This window comes from Xanthobacter nonsaccharivorans, assembly GCF_043194755.2.
Classification (GTDB): Bacteria; Pseudomonadota; Alphaproteobacteria; order Rhizobiales; family Xanthobacteraceae; genus Xanthobacter; species Xanthobacter autotrophicus_G.
The window spans coordinates 4,807,069-4,821,794 of the sequence record NZ_CM195526.1 but is presented as its reverse complement, the minus strand read 5'-3'; the positions used below and the strand labels follow the sequence as shown (position 1 = coordinate 4,821,794).

Annotated in this window: 13 protein-coding genes; 3 read left to right on the top strand and 10 right to left on the bottom strand. The window is 70.1% G+C overall.

Going from position 1 to position 14,726, the window contains the following annotated elements:
• Positions 1-2: 2 nt before the first annotated feature.
• The 8 genes from V5F59_RS22010 to V5F59_RS21975 all read right to left on the bottom strand — a co-directional run bounded on the left by V5F59_RS22010 (position 3) and on the right by V5F59_RS21975 (position 7,881).
• On the bottom strand, positions 3-524 hold the full coding sequence (locus tag V5F59_RS22010) for a hypothetical protein (protein WP_393980763.1): 522 nt from the start codon (positions 522-524) through the stop codon (positions 3-5).
• Positions 524-1,723 (bottom strand): tyrosine-type recombinase/integrase, encoded by a 1,200-nt coding sequence (locus V5F59_RS22005; RefSeq protein WP_393980765.1) that lies wholly within the window; start codon positions 1,721-1,723, stop codon positions 524-526. Before V5F59_RS22005 ends, V5F59_RS22010 begins: the two co-directional genes overlap by 1 nt.
• Positions 1,724-1,967: 244 nt before the next feature.
• On the bottom strand, positions 1,968-2,945 hold the full coding sequence (locus tag V5F59_RS22000; RefSeq protein WP_393980767.1) for a beta-ketoacyl-ACP synthase III: 978 nt from the start codon (positions 2,943-2,945) through the stop codon (positions 1,968-1,970).
• On the bottom strand, positions 2,942-4,228 hold the full coding sequence (locus V5F59_RS21995) for an adenosylmethionine--8-amino-7-oxononanoate transaminase (RefSeq protein ID WP_393980769.1): 1,287 nt from the start codon (positions 4,226-4,228) through the stop codon (positions 2,942-2,944). The genes V5F59_RS22000 and V5F59_RS21995 overlap by 4 nt, the downstream gene beginning before the upstream one ends.
• A gap of 13 nt (positions 4,229-4,241) precedes the next feature.
• Positions 4,242-4,883, bottom strand: coding sequence for a dethiobiotin synthase (bioD, locus tag V5F59_RS21990; protein ID WP_393980771.1), 642 nt, complete (start codon positions 4,881-4,883; stop codon positions 4,242-4,244).
• Complete coding sequence (locus V5F59_RS21985) at positions 4,880-6,040, bottom strand: 8-amino-7-oxononanoate synthase (RefSeq protein WP_393980773.1); 1,161 nt, start codon at positions 6,038-6,040, stop codon at positions 4,880-4,882. Before V5F59_RS21985 ends, bioD begins: the two co-directional genes overlap by 4 nt.
• On the bottom strand, positions 6,027-7,040 hold the full coding sequence (bioB, locus tag V5F59_RS21980) for a biotin synthase BioB (RefSeq protein ID WP_393980775.1): 1,014 nt from the start codon (positions 7,038-7,040) through the stop codon (positions 6,027-6,029). The genes V5F59_RS21985 and bioB overlap by 14 nt, the downstream gene beginning before the upstream one ends.
• A gap of 229 nt (positions 7,041-7,269) precedes the next feature.
• Positions 7,270-7,881, bottom strand: a complete 612-nt coding sequence (locus V5F59_RS21975) for a GntR family transcriptional regulator (RefSeq protein WP_393980777.1) — start codon at positions 7,879-7,881, stop codon at positions 7,270-7,272.
• A 104-nt stretch (positions 7,882-7,985) separates the two neighbouring features.
• Between V5F59_RS21975 and arsC the strand changes: the two genes are divergently transcribed.
• The 3 genes from arsC (at position 7,986) to edd (ending at position 11,233) form a co-directional block, all read left to right on the top strand.
• Entirely contained in the window at positions 7,986-8,348 is a 363-nt protein-coding gene (arsC, locus tag V5F59_RS21970; protein WP_393980779.1) for an arsenate reductase (glutaredoxin), read from the top strand.
• Between the two features lie 189 nt (positions 8,349-8,537).
• On the top strand, positions 8,538-9,242 hold the full coding sequence (locus V5F59_RS21965) for a glutathione S-transferase N-terminal domain-containing protein (protein ID WP_393980781.1): 705 nt from the start codon (positions 8,538-8,540) through the stop codon (positions 9,240-9,242).
• Between the two features lie 140 nt (positions 9,243-9,382).
• Positions 9,383-11,233, top strand: coding sequence for a phosphogluconate dehydratase (edd, locus tag V5F59_RS21960; protein ID WP_393980783.1), 1,851 nt, complete (start codon positions 9,383-9,385; stop codon positions 11,231-11,233).
• A gap of 13 nt (positions 11,234-11,246) precedes the next feature.
• On the opposite strand, the gene V5F59_RS21955 is transcribed toward edd, so the two are convergent.
• Both V5F59_RS21955 and V5F59_RS21950 read right to left on the bottom strand, forming a co-directional pair.
• Complete coding sequence (locus V5F59_RS21955) at positions 11,247-12,608, bottom strand: sigma-54-dependent transcriptional regulator (protein WP_393980785.1); 1,362 nt, start codon at positions 12,606-12,608, stop codon at positions 11,247-11,249.
• Positions 12,605-14,398: a sensor histidine kinase gene (locus tag V5F59_RS21950; RefSeq protein WP_393980787.1), complete on the bottom strand. Its 1,794-nt coding sequence runs from the start codon at positions 14,396-14,398 to the stop codon at positions 12,605-12,607. The genes V5F59_RS21955 and V5F59_RS21950 overlap by 4 nt, the downstream gene beginning before the upstream one ends.
• Positions 14,399-14,726: the final 328 nt, after the last annotated feature.

The following is a 14,726-nucleotide window of genomic DNA, read 5'->3' as shown; positions in this document are numbered from 1 at the left end:
GATCACGGTACAGATTGGTCGGGTTTCGTACCCACGATTTCCGATTTGTGTGTCTTGTAGGCTTTCTCAACGGCATCCGTACCCATGTGAATGCCGATTTCAGCAAGCCAGTCAGTCACAAGTCCAACCGCTTTTTCTCTGGAAAGATTGCGCGCCATGGCCCTCGCCACGTCCCGCGCAATGAGCTTGTCGCGTATGATGTTTGCTGGATCGCGCGTCCTTTTGCCCTTGCCGGTCACTTCGATGCCGAGCGGGAAAATATCCGCAATCTCGCGCATCTTCGGATCGTCAATACCGGCAGGGTCGAAGCTTGGATTGTCGGCGCGCGTCATCATCACCGCCAGCGCAATAAGCACTTCCTGGGATGGGGCATGCCCGCACATGATCCAGTCCGCGAATGGCCGCGTGTCGCCCTTCGCTAGCCAGTCCATAATGACAATATCACGAGCGTTGCCCATAGATCGGTCATGATCTCGCACAACCGCCAGCGCTTCAATATCCCATGGCGTGCCGGGAGTTTCCATCAGCCGCGCGCCTCCGCAAGCTGGACTACCTTGCCGCTCTTCCCGGTGACAAAATCTGCCCACCGCTCCATGAGCATTCTTCGCTGTTCGAGGAAGTCCGTCCGACGATAGGCGCGTTCGACCTTTCCGCCCACCACATGCCCCAGGATCGTCTCGGCAATCTCGTGCGGCGCGCCCGTCGTCTCTGCGAGCCAGACGCGCAGTGAGGAACGGAAGCCATGGGGACGGGCTTCCATCTTTTGACGCTCCATGTATCGGGATAAGGTCATGTCTGAGATCACGCCCTTGCGCATGGACGGGAAAAGAAACCCATCGCGCGCATGCCGCCGCGCTTCTTCGATCACAGCCAGCGCCTCGCCCGACAGTGGCACGCGAAACTCGGACGTGTCCCCCTCGCGCCCCTTCATCAGTTCGGCGGGAATCGTCCACACGTCGCTGTCGATCTGATCGGCGTGTATGAAGCGCAGTGGACGGGAGCGGACGCCGGTCAGAATCAAGAGGCGCAACGCGAGGTGCGTGACGCTGCCATCGCTCAGCGACTTGTAGAAGGCCGGCACGTCCGGCCATGACAGCGCCGGGATGTTCTCCGCCTTGTGCCGGGACCTGCCAAGAAGGGCGCGGGCCTTGTCCACGGCCTGCAAATCGACGTTCAAGCCGAGCGCCGCCGCGTGCTTCAACACGACGCCAAGGCGGCCGATAGCCTTTTCAGCTGTGGCAGCCTTTTCATGCCAGAGCGGGGCCAACGTGTCGCGGATATCGATTTGATTGATATCCGCGACGGGAACCTTGCCTAGCTTCGGCAGGACATGGAGTTCGAGCGGGCTGAACCACCGGCCAGCCTTCCCGTCGCCCCTCAACTCGGCTTTCCGCGACTCGAATGCGTCTTTGGCTACATCCGCCAGCAGATGGAGGTTCCGCTCCTTCTCACGGCGCTGGCGCTCGCGCTCTTTTATCGGATCGCTCCCGCCCCTGACGACGGTGCGCCACTTATTGGCCTCGTCCCTGGCTTCACGTAGGGGGACATCGGCAATTGCCCCAAGCCCCATGTAGCGCATTCGCCCGTGGACAGTGATCCGGAGCACCCATTGTCCAGCGCTTCCGTCGCGCTTGTGGAGCCAGAGGCCGCCGCCATCGGCATACTTGCCGGCAGGAGCCTGGCGGACGAATACCGTCGAGAGACGATGAAGTTCCCTTGCCATACCAAGCCACACTCCAATCCACATATTGGATGTAGATGGAGTGATACGAGATGACAACTGGCGATATTCGTGGATGTTACAAACCTCTTAAAAACCTATTCCGACAGCATCATGCGGATAAGTCTGATGCGGTTTGATTGCACCTGATTTTACTATTATGTGCCGACCGCCCGCACCATCGCCCCGAAGGCCGCTCCAGGCCCGGGCCGGAGCGATGCTCCCGGTCTGGCCGCCCCCGGAACCCTCAGAATCGGAACAGGGCCGCTCCTCCCGTGAGTCCCGCGCCGGCGGCGGCCATGAGCAACACGTCGCCGTCCCGGTAGTCCCGCTCCGTGGCCCGCAGGGACAGGGTGAAGGGGATGGTGGCGGCCGACGAATTGCCGAAGTCCTCGAAGCTCGAAAGCGTGCGCCCCGGCGTTATGGCGAGCCGTTCTTCCAGGGCTGCGACGATGCGGCCATTGGCCTGGTGCGGCGCGAAATGGGTCACGTCGCTCATGCCGAGGCCCGTCTCCGCAAGCACGCTGCGGCAGCCGTGCGCCATCATGTCGATGGCCCGGGAGAAGACCGCCCGGCCGTCGCGCATCACCATGTGCCCGGTGCCGGCCGCTGCGTCCGGCCCCCGGCGCGTGCCGCTGCCGGGGATCTGGATGAGGTCGTAGCCCGCGCCGTCGGCGGAAAGGGCGGAGGCGAGCAGCCCGCTGTCCGGCCGCTCCGAGGGGGCGAGCACCACGGCGCCGGCGGCGTCGGCGAAAAGGGCGGCGGTGTTGCGATCGTCCGGATCGATGCGGCGGGACAGGATGTTGGCGGCGGCCACCAGCGCCGGCCGCCCGCTCGCCCGCACGAAGCCGTCCGCCAGCACGAGGGCGTAGAGGAAGCCGGCGCAGGCGCCGGTGAGGTCCACCGCCCCACCGGCAGTGAGCCCCAGGCGATGGGCCAGGAGCGGCGCGGTGGGCGGCAGCAGGTGGTCGGGCGTGGAGGTGGCGAGCAGGGTCAGGCCGATGGCACCGCGCGGCAGGTCCGACCGGGAGAGAGCCATCTCGGCCGCCGCGCAGGCGAGGTCGCTCATCGCCTCGTCCGGGCCCGCATGCCGGCGCGCCCGGATGCCCGTGCGCCGCTCGATCCAGCCCGCCTCCAGCCCCAGCCGCTGCTCGATCTCGGCATTGGCCACGAGGCCCGCCGGGGCGTGGTGGCCGAGCCCGGCGATGCGCGTCCCCCGCCTCACGGGGCGCCCGCAAGGTCGGCGGCCTCGGCGATGGCGGCATAGACGAGGTCCAGCTCTTCGGCCGTGACGCAATAAGGCGGCAGCACGTAGATGGTGTTGCCCAGCGGGCGCAGCAGCAGGCCCCGCTCCCGGAACAAGGCGGCGAGGCGGGGGCCGATGCCGGCCAGGTAGCCCGCGTCCTCCACCGCCAGATCGAGGGCCGTGATGGTGCCGAGCCGGCGGACATGGCGGAACCGCCGGTCATCGCGGAAGGGCGCGAGGCGCTCCTCCTGGAGGGCGCCCAGGGCCGCGACGCGGCCGGCCACGTCCTCCGCGTCCCAGATGTCCAGGTTGGCGAGGGCGGCGGCGCAGGCAATGGGGTTCGCCGTGAAGGAGCTGGAATGGAAGAAGGTGCGGGTGCGGTCGGCGGAATAATGGGCGTCGAAGATCTCCCGCCGGCAGAGCGTGGCCGCAAGGGGTAGCGAGCCGCCCGTGAGCCCCTTCGACAGGCACAGTATGTCCGGCACCACCCCCGCCTGGGTGCACGCGAAGAGGGTTCCGGTGCGCCCGAAGCCGGTCATCACCTCGTCGGCGATGAGGAGCACGCCGTTGCGCGCGCACAGGGCCGCCATCTCGCTCAGCACCCACGGCGGATACATGCGCATGCCGCCGGCACCGAGCACCAGGGGTTCGAGCACCAAGGCGGCGGGGGCTTCGCGGCAGGCAGCCTCCAGCGCGGCGAGGGTCTCGCCCTCGCGGCCAGGCTCGGGGAAGGGCAGGCGCGTCACCTCGAACAGGAAGGGGGCGTAGGCCTCGTTGTAGATGCCCCGTGCCCCGGCCGACATGGTGCCGATGGTGTCGCCATGATAGCCGTGCTCCAGCGCCAGGATGCGCGTCCGTGCCGCGCCGGAATGGCGCCAGAAGCCGGCGGCCATCTTCAGCGCCACCTCCACCGACGTGGAGCCGCTGTCCGAGAAGAAGACGTGATCGAGCCCCTCGGGGGCCGCGTGCACCAGCCGCCGCGCCAGGGCCTCCGCCGCGGGGTGGGTATGGCCGGCGAAGATCACCTGGTCGAGCTGGCCGGCCTGCGCGCGGATCGCCTCGACGATGCGCGGGTGGCAGTGGCCGTGGGTGATGACCCACCAGGAGGAGATGGCATCGAGGATGCGGCCGCCTTCCGCCGTCTCCAGCCAGGCGCCCCGCCCGCGCACCACCACGGGCGGCTCCGGAGCCAGCGCGTGCTGGGTGAAGGGGTGCCAGACGGGAGAGGGGCCGCTGAGGCCGGACGGCTGCGCGAAACTCATGGGCGGGCGAAACTCATGGCCGAAGGCTCCCGGGCGTGAAATCGGCGAGGGTGAAAGCGGCGGCGAAGGCGGCGCGCAGCGTCTGCGGCGTCAGCTCGGGCAGGTGCGGGAGGCGGCCGAGGCGGGGGACACCGCCCATCTCGGCGATGATCGCCTCGCTGTCCTCGGCCGCTTCGCCGATGAAGGCGATGCCATGGATGGACAGGCCCCGGCGCCGCAGCGCCTCGATGGCGAGCAGCGAATGGTTGATGGTGCCGAGTGATGTGCGCGCGCACAGGATCACCGGCAGGCCCCAGCGGGCGAACACGTCCGCGAACACGGTGCGCCGGTCGAGCGGCACCAGCGGCCCGCCCGCGCCTTCCACCACCAGCGGCCGCGGCGTCGCGGGCAAGGCGAGGGCGGAGGGATCGAGGCGCAGGCCTTCGGCCGCCGCGGCGCAGTGGGGCGAGGCGGGCAGGGCCAGGCGATAGGCCTCCGGCAGGATCCGGTGCGCCGGCAGGCCGGAGAGGCGCAGCACGGTTTGCGAGTCGGTCTCGCCGCCGAGGCCGGCCTGCACCGGCTTGAAGTAGGCCGCGTCCAGCGCGCCGGCGAGGGCGGCGCAGAACACCGTCTTGCCGATGTCCGTGTCGGTGCCGGTCACGATGAAGCCGCTCATGCCACTCCGGCCTCCGCCATCACGCGCGGCAGCGCCGCGAGCAGGTCCCGCGTGTCCGCATCCGAGACATTGAGGGTGAGGGCGAGGCGCAGGCGCGCCGTGCCCTCGGGCACGGTGGGCGGGCGGATGGCGCGCACGTCGAAGCCCCCGTGCTGGAGCGCCGAGGCGACTGTGGTCGCCCTGCGGTCGGCGCCGAGGAGCACTGTCTGGATCTGCGAGGGCGTGGAGGGCAGGCCGAGGCGGGCGAGGCCCTCGCGCACCTGCGTGGTGCGGGCGTGCAGCAGCGCGCGCCGGTCGTCCGCGGCGGCGGCGAGGCAGAGGGCGGCCCGCACGATGGCCGCCAGCAGCGGGGAGGGAGCCGTCGCATAAATGAAGGCGCGGGCGCGGTTGACCATATAGTCCCTCAGCCCGGCCGGCAGGCAGACGAGGGCGCCCATGGCCCCCAGCGCCTTGCCGCAGGTGTGGAGCGTCACCACATTGGCGCGGCCTTCGAGGGTGGCGCCAAGGCCGCGCCCGCCGGGGCCATAGACGCCGGTGGCGTGGGCTTCGTCCAGCAGCAGCATGGCGTCATGGGCCTCGGCGATGCGGGCGAGGTCGTCGAGGGGGGCGAAGTCGCCGTCCATGGAATAGAGCGTCTCGACCACGATCCACGGCTGCCCGCGCCCGCCCGCGACGCGCCAGCGACGGATGGCATCCTCAACCGCGCCGGCATCGTTGTGGGGTGTGGTGACGGCCTCCGCATGGGTCGCCGCGAGGCCCTCGTGCACGCTGGCGTGGATGAGGGCGTCGTGCACCACGAGGTCGCCGCGCCGGGGCAGGGTCGCCACGAGGGCGGCATTGGCGGAAAAGCCTCCGGCGAGGAACAGGGCGCTTTGGGCGCCGAAGAAGGTGGCCGCCTCCTGTTCCAGCGCCGCGTGCTCGGGGTGGTTGCCGCGCAGCAGGCGCGAGCCGCCTGCCCCCGCCGGCACGCCGCGCATGAGGGCGGCGACGGCGGCGGCCCGCAGGTCCTCGGATTCGGCGAGGCCCAGATAGTCGTTGGAAGCGAAGTCGAGCCCCGCCCGGGGTGCGAGCGCCCGCAGCCGCCCCCGTCGCTCCAACGCGGCGAGGGCAGCCTGATGCGTCCCGGGTCCGCCGAGGGGCGTCTCAGCCGTGGTCATGGACCGTTCCGCCCGGTGCGGCGGTGAGGCCGAGGCGCGCGAGCAGGCGGGCATCCTTGTCCTCGGCCGGATTGGCAGTGGTGAGCAGAGTGTCGCCGACGAAGAGGGAATTGGCGCCCGCGAAGAAGCACAGGGCCTGGAGCTCGTCGCTCATGTGCGAGCGGCCGGCGGACAGGCGCACCACGCTCCTGGGCATGAGGATGCGGGCGACCGCCACGAGGCGCGCGAATGCGATGGGCTCCACCGCCTGGGCGGTCTGCGCCACCGGCACGCCTTCCACCTCGTTCCAGAGGTTGAGCGGCACGCTCTCCGGCGGCGGGGCGAGGTTTGCCAGCAGCACCAGCATGTCGAGCCGGTCGGCGATGGTCTCGCCCATGCCGACGATGCCGCCGCAGCACAGCTTGAGGCCGGCACCACGGGCGTGGCCGAGGGTGTCGAGCCGGTCCTGGAGGGTGCGGGTGGTGATGATCTCGCCGTAGAAGTCGGGCGAGGTGTCCACATTGTGGTTGTAGTAATCGAGGCCGGCGGCGCCGAGGCGCTCCGCCTGCCGGGCATCGAGCATGCCGAGGGTGGCGCAGGTCTCGAGCCCCATGGCCTTCACCGCGGAGATCATCTCGCAGACGTGGTCCAGGTCGCGCTCCTTGGGCGCGCGCCAGGCGGCGGCCATGCAGAAGCGGGTGGCGCCGGAGGCCTTTGCCTCGGCAGCGGCAGCCAGCACCTCGTTGTCGCCCATGAGGCGGGTCGCTTTCACCCCGGTGTCGTAATGGGCGCTCTGGGAGCAATAGCCGCAATCCTCCGGGCAGCCGCCGGTCTTCACGCTGAGCAGGCGGGCCAGCTGCACTTCGTTGGGATCGAAATGCGCGCGGTGGACGCGGTGCGCCTCGAACAGGAGGTCGTTGAAGGGCAGCGCATAGAGCGCCTCGGCCTCGGCGCGGGTCCAGCCCGCACGATCCCCCGCGGAAGCGGCGGTCGGGGGAAGGGAATGCGTGTCCGCCAGCATGGGCTCTCCAAATTATAGATAATTTACATATGATATCTCCAAAAAATTCCATACCTCGCCGCAAACGGCAAGGGGCAATGGCCTGCGGGCGGTCGTCCGATGGTCGAAGGGGCCGGAGGGCGTTGGGGTGTCGGGCGTCATGGGCCCTGCGCCACGCGGCCATCCTCATTCCCGGCGCAGCGGCGGACCGGCCTGGGCCGCCTGAAGCGTCTGTTCCTGGCGCCGGGGCTTAGCCGATGCGCTTCACGTGCCGGGCGAGAGTGGCCACCGCCGTCTCGGTGTCCCCCTTGCGGAGGGCCGCGAGAATGGCGCGGTGCTCGCGGTCCACGCGCGGCACGAAGTTCGCGGCCGAGGTGGCGAAGAGATAGCGCGCGCTTGCGGCCTGCAGATCGTCGATTGTGGCGAGCAGCCGCGGCATGGCGCAGGGGGCCAGCAGAAGCCGGTGGAAATGCCGGTTGGCCTCGTCCCAGGCCTTGATGTCGGTGCAGCGGTCGGTGGCATCGGCGGCAGCGTCGGCCTCGGACAGCAGGGCTGGCGTGAGGTTGGCGATGGCGTGGCGCAGGGCCAGGGCCTCCAGCGCCGCGCGCATCTCCACCACTTCGCGGATGTCCGCCCGGTCGAAGGCCGCCACCCGCACGCCCCGCCGCGGCTCGCTCACCGCGAGCCCTCGCGCCTCCAGCCGGCGGAAGGCTTCGCGGACCGGCACGTGGCTGGCGCCGAACTCCTCGGCGATATGGTCCTGCCGCAGCTTTTCCCCCGCTGCGAGGGTGCCGGCGATGATCCGGTCCGCGAGGGCGCGGGTGATCCGGGAGGCGATGGTTTCTTCTGGCTCCTGCCGCATGGAATTATAGATAATTTATCCCGTGCCGCCTGTCGAGGGTATCCGGCGCTTGCACGGAGCGGGTCGCGTCCCGCATCCTGCGCTGCACCGGGAAGGGAAGGTCCTTGAGCCGCTCGCAGAAAGTCACCATCTGGCACAATCCCGCGTGCGGCACCTCGCGCAACGTGCTGGCCGCGATCCGCGCCAAGGGGATCGAGCCCGAGGTGGTGCTTTATCTCAAGACGCCGCCGGGTCGCGCCGACATCGCCAGGGCGGTCAAGGCCGCCGGGCTTACGGTGCGCGGCGCCATGCGCGACAAGGGCGGCCCCTTCGAGGAACTGGGCCTCGGCGCCCCCGGCGTGAGCGACGATGCGCTGCTCGACGCCATGGCTGCGCACCCGGTCCTCATCAACCGGCCCTTCGTCTTCACCGGCAGGGGCGTGCGCCTGTGCCGCCCGGCGGACGTGCTGGGCGAGATCTTCCCTTAGCGGGCCGTCCGCCGCGCGGCTTTTTGATGGCTGCGTTCTTTCGGTGGGAGCGGCGAGGGCTTATGTGCTCGGCATCGTCCCCACCTCCGCCCGCGCGAGCGTCCTCCCCAACGTGTCAGCCGCAGCCGCAGCGCCCCGCGTGGCTTCGCCTTGCCGTCCCTCGCGCGGCGGATCGCCTAAGGAGCGCCGATGACCACCCTGTCCGCCTTCCCCATCACGACGCGCTGGCCGGCCCAGCATCCGGACCGGCTGCAGCTTTATTCGCTGCCGACGCCGAATGGCGTGAAGGTCTCCATCATGCTGGAGGAGATCGGCCTGCCCTATGAGGCGCATACCATCAACATCGGCCAGAACGAGACCTGGACGCCGGAGTTCCTCTCCCTCAATCCCAACGGCAAGATTCCGGCGATCATCGACCCCGACGGTCCGGACGGGACGCCGCTCGGCCTGTTCGAATCGGGGGCGATCCTCGTCTACCTCGCGGAGAAGAGCGGCCAGCTCCTGCCGCAGGACCCTGCCGCGCGCTACGAGACGCTGCAGTGGCTGTTCTTCCAGATGGCATCGGTGGGGCCCATGTTCGGCCAGCTGGGCTACTTCCACAAGTTCGCCGGCCGCGAGATCGAGGACAAGCGCCCGCTGGAGCGCTACCGCGCCGAGACCCGGCGCCTGCTCGGGGTGCTGGAAGGCCGGCTGGCCAATCGTCCGTGGATCATGGGCGCCGATTACACCATCGCCGATATCTCGCTGCTCGGCTGGGTGCGCAACCTGATCGGCTTCTATGGGGCGGGCGAGCTCGTCGACTATGCGAGCCTCACGCACGTCCCGCGGTGGCTGGAGCGGGGCCTTGACCGCCCCGCGGTCCAGCGCGGCCTTGAGATCCCGCCCCGCCCGTGAGGCGCGAACAGGGGCGTGCGCGGGTCGCGCGCCCCATTCTTCCCGTATCGGCATGCGACTTTCTCCGGAACGGGACTTGTCCCGCGCGCCCGGCGCGGCAGGATCCAGCTCCGCACGCCCGAAGCCAGCAGGAGTTCGCCATGGCCCAGCCCACTCTCAACGCCCGCGTCGGCGAGGTGACGCATCGGATCGCGGCGCGTAGCCGCGCGGGCCGGGCGCGCTATCTCGACCGCATCGCCGAGGCCGGGGCGCACCGGCCCCACCGACAGGCGCTCGGCTGTGCCAACCAGGCGCATGGATTCGCCGCTTGCGGCCCTGCCGACAAGGCCATGCTGCGCGCCGGACAGGGCGCCTCCATCGGCATCGTCACCGCCTATAACGACATGCTCTCCGCCCACCAGCCCTACGAGCGCTATCCTCAGCTGATCCGGGAGGCTGCGCGTGCGGCCGGAGGGGTGGCGCTGGTGGCCGGCGGCGTCCCAGCCATGTGCGATGGCATCACGCAGGGTGAGGCGGGCATGGAGCTCTCCCTCTTCTCCCGCGACGTGATCGCGCTTTCCACCGCTATCGCCTTGTCCCACCAGACCTTCGATGCCGCCGTCTTTCTCGGCATCTGCGACAAGATCGTGCCGGGGCTGGTCATCGGCGCCTTGTCGTTCGGCCATCTGCCGGCGGTGTTCATCCCCTCCGGGCCCATGACCAGCGGCCTCTCCAACACGGAGAAGTCCAAGGTCCGCCAACTGTTCGCCGAGGGCAAGGTCGGCCGCGACGCCTTGCTGGAAGCGGAGGCGAAGTCCTATCACGGACCGGGGACCTGCACCTTCTACGGCACCGCCAACACCAACCAGATGCTCATGGAGATCATGGGCCTGCATCTGCCCGGCGCCTCCTTCGTCACCCCCGACACGCCGCTGCGCGACGCGCTGACCAGGGCGGCGGTGGAACGGGCGCTCGCCATCACCGCGCTGGGCAACGACCCCATCCCGGCCGGCCGCATGCTGGACGAGAAGGCCTTCGTGAACGCCATCGTCGGGCTCCACGCCACCGGTGGCTCCACCAACCACACGCTCCATCTCGTCGCCATGGCGGCGGCGGGCGGCATTTCCCTCACCTGGGACGACTTCTCGGAGCTGGCCGAGGTGACGCCGCTGCTCGCCCGCGTCTATCCCAACGGCACCGCGGACGTGAACCATTTCCACGCGGCGGGAGGCATGGCCTTCGTCATCCGCGAGCTGTTGAGTGCGGGCCTTCTGCATGAGGACGTGGAGACCGTCCTCGGCCGGGGGCTCGCGGCCTATACCCGCGAGCCGATGCTGGGCGAGGATGGCAGCCTCGGCTGGCGCGAAGGCCCCGCGACCAGTGGCGACGAAGCGGTGCTGCGGGGCGCCGGCACGCCGTTCCAGGCGACCGGCGGGCTGAAGGTGCTGGACGGCAACATGGGCCGCGCGGTCATCAAGACCTCGGCGGTCGCGCCCGAGCGGCACGTGATCGAGGCGCCGGCCCGGGTGTTCCACGCCCAGGAGGATTTGCAGGCGGCGTTCAAGGCCGGGGAGCTGGCGGGCGACTTCGTGGCGGTGGTGCGCTTCCAGGGGCCGAAGGCCAACGGCATGCCGGAGCTGCACAAGCTGATGCCGCCTTTGGGGGTGCTGCAGGACCGGGGCCAGAAGGTGGCCCTCGTCACCGATGGCCGGCTCTCCGGCGCCTCGGGCAAGGTGCCGTCCGCCATCCATGTGACCCCCGAGGCGGCGGAGGGCGGCGCCATCGCGCGGATCCGCGATGGGGACGTGATGCGTGTCGATGCGGTGTCAGGCCGGCTGGAGGTGCTGGTGCCCCCCGGCGAATGGGCCGCCCGCCCCGCCGCCAGGGCGGACCTCTCCGCCCATCACACCGGCGTCGGCCGGGATCTTTTCGCCGCCTTCCGCGCCGCCGTCGGGCCGGCGGACCAGGGGGCCGCGATTTTCGGCGCCGCGGGGGACATGGCTGTGGAATAGCCGGCTCCAGAACCTATCCCCGGAGCTTCCCCAGCCGGTAGGCGGCCTGGTCGATGCCGTGGCGCCGGAGCTTGTCGTAGAAGGTCTTGCGCGGGATGCCGAGGGTGGCGACGGTGGCCTGCACGTCGCCCTGGTTCGCCTCCAGCGCGGCGCGGATCTCGTTTGCCTCGAAGCGGTCGACCCGCTCCGGCAGCGTGCCGTCCTCCTGAGGCTCGGCCGGCATGGGGGGCGCCGCCTCGGCGAGGCCGAGGGCCACGCGCTCGGCATAATGGACCAGCTCGCGCACGTTGCCCGGCCAGTCGTGCTCGGCGAGGTGGCGGCGGACGTGGGCGTCGAGCTCCGGCTGCGGCCGGTTGAAGCGCTCCGCCGCCCGCGCCAGGAAATGGCCGAATAGCAACGGCACGTCCCCCCGCCGCTCCCGAAGGGGCGGGATGCGCACCGCGGCCACGTGCAGGCGGTAGTAGAGATCCTCCCGGAAGGCGCCCTGCCGCACCAGGGCCGGCAGGTCCACCTTGGAGGCGGCGACCACGCGGATGTCTACCCGCCGGGTCTCGTTGGTGCCCAGCGGCGCCACCTCGCGGGCCTCCAGCACCCGCAGCAGCTTCACCTGCAGGGCCGGCGACATGGCCTCGATCTCGTCGAGGAAGAGCGTGCCGCCATGGGCGTGCTCGATGCGGCCGACGCGCTTCTTGAGCGCGCCGGTGAAGGCGCCCGCCTCGTAGCCGAACAATTCGCTCTCGATCACCGTTTCCGGCAGCGCGCCGCAATTGACCACCACCATCGGCCGGCTGGCGCGACGGCTCCAGCGGTGGAGCGCGTGGGCCACCACCTCCTTGCCGGAACCGGTCTCCCCCTCCACCAGCACATCCACGTCGGCATCGGCAATCTGCCGCAGCATCTGCCGCATGCGCTCCATCACCGGGGTGGAGCCGAGGAGGGGCAGGTCCTCGCTCGCAGCCTCCACGGACCGCTTCAGCTCCCGGTTCTCCAGCACCAGGCGGCGCCGATCGAGGGCATGCCGCACGCCGGTGATGAGCCGTTCGGAGGGATAGGGCTTGGCGAGGAAATCGTAGGCCCCCTCGCGCATGGCATCCACCGCCATGGTGATGTCCCCGTGGCCGGTGACAAGGATGACCGGCAGGTCCGGATCGAGGCGCTTCAGGCGGCGAAACAGTTCCAGCCCGTCGATGCGCGGCATGCGCACGTCGCTCACCACCACGCCGGGGAAGGTGGCATCGATCTCCTCCAGCGCGTCTACCGCCGAGGCATAGGCGGTGACGTTGAGGCCGGCGAGCATCAGCGCCTGCACGTTGGCGGCGCGCAACACGTCGTCGTCGTCGATGAAGGCGACATCCACCCCGGTGAGGCCTGTCATGGGTGTTCTTCTTCTGCTCCTGCCGCGGGCTCGCGCGCCCGCGGCAAGGTGATGGTGAAGTGGGCGCCGCCGCGATTCTCCACGGCGACGGTGCCGCCGCACTCGACGATGATGTCCTTGGAGATGACGAGGCCGAGCCCGAGGCCCTGCGGCTTGGTGGTGGTGAAGGGCAGGAACAGCGCCCCCAGCACCTCCTCGGAAAGCCCGGGGCCGTTGTCGCAGACGGTGACGACCACCTTGTCGGTTCCGGTCTGCGAGGCGATGCGGATTTCCCCGTCGGCCCGCGTGCCGAGGGCCTCGGCGGCGTTCTGGATGAGGTTGACGAACACCTGCTCCAGCCGCACGCGATCCGCCATCACCCGCGCCCCGGGGGCGTCGAGGGCGACGGTGAGGGCGATGGAGGTTTGCAGCAGGCGGTAGCGCAGCAGCAGCAAGGCCCCGTCGATGGCGGTGCCCAGCGGCACGGGCTCCAGCTGCGGAGCGGACTTGCGGGCGAAGGCCCGCAGCTCGCCGGTGATGGCGCCGATACGCTCGGTGAGCGCCGCGATGGTCTCGAGATTCTGCGTCGCCGACGTGGTGTCGCCCCGGTCGAGGAAGGCCCGGGAGTTTTCGGCGAAGGTGCGGATGGCGGCCACCGGCTGGTTCACCTCATGGGCGACACCGGCGGCGATCTGGCCGAGGAGGGCAAGCTTGGAGGCCTGCACCAGCTCGTCCTGCAAGGCGTCGATGGCGAGGCGGGCGCGGCGGCGCTCCTCCATCTCGGTGCGCAGCTGGGCGTTGGCCTCGCTCAGCTCGGCGGTGCGGGCGGCGACCCGTTCCTCCAGCTCCCGCCGCGCTTCGGCTGAGCGGGCCTCCGCCAGCACCCGGCGGCGGCGGCGGGAGCGCCACAGGCCGGCGGACCCCAGCGCCACGACACCGAGCAGGGCGGCGGAGGCGCGGGCGGCGGTGGCGGCAAGATTGATGGTGGCGGCGGTGGGCGCGAGCACCGAGAGCGTCCAGTCCGTGGTCGGCACGGGCATGGAGGCCTCGAAGAACTCCTCCGGTGCCTTGCGCCCAGGCAGGCGCACGCGCTTCAGCCGAGGGTCGCCGGCGACGGCGGTGAGATCGATGAGGTCAAGGGGGGCGTCGCCGAACTGGAGGCTCTCGCGGATGGCGTTGCGCTCCACCGGGTCGAGCGCCACCGTGGTGCGGAAGCGGAAGGCGGGCTCGCTGGCGATGAGCACGATGTGACGGTCATCGGTGACGAAGGTGGGCTCGGAAAAGCGCCGCCATTCGTCCTCGATGGGGTCGAACTCGGCCTTGAGCACCAGCACGCCCAGCACCCTGCCGTCCGCCTCCACGCGCTGGGCGAGGTAGAGACCGGGCTTGTGGCTGACGGTACCGAAGGCAAAATGCTCGGCCCGCCCCTCGGAAAGAGCCAGTCGGAAATAGGGGCGAAAGCCATAGTCGCTGCCGAGGAAGCTCTCCGGCGTGCGGAAATTGCTGGCGGCCATGGTGTGGCCTTCGTCATCGATCAGGTAGATCACGCCGGTGCGCGCCCCGGCGGCCAGCGCCTCGAAGCGCCTGTTGAGGGCGACGAGGCGCTCCGGGTCGCGAGTCTCCAGCGCCCGGCGCACGTCCGGGTCCTGGGCCAAGGCGATGGGCAGGGAGCGCTGCTTCTCGATCTCGCTGCGCAGGACCGCGACGCGCAGGGCGGCGGCCGTCTCCGCGCCGCCCTCCACCTGCGCTAGCGCCCACCGGCGGGCGGCATAATCGGCGGCGCGGTCGAGCCCGAGCATGACCGCGAGCACGCCGGCCACCGCCGCGGCCGCGAGGAGGAACCGCCTTCGCCCGCCCTTCCCGGCACCTTCGCGTGAGGACGTTTCCACCCGGCTTTCCGCCTGCCTGTGTGCGGATTTCCGCACAGTTCATTTGCCGACTGTGCCGTCTTCCGCACGCCCTGTCGAGTCCCGCATTGAAGGGGCTGACGAGAAGCAATGGATTACAATTACTTAACGAGGATGCGCGCGCCGCACGGGACTGGCATGCGGCTTGCGCAATGGGCGGTGTCAGCGGCGCGCGTGCGCCGGCCCCTCAACGAAGCATCCGGCGCCCGAAGTGCCCAACGGAAGAGGCACC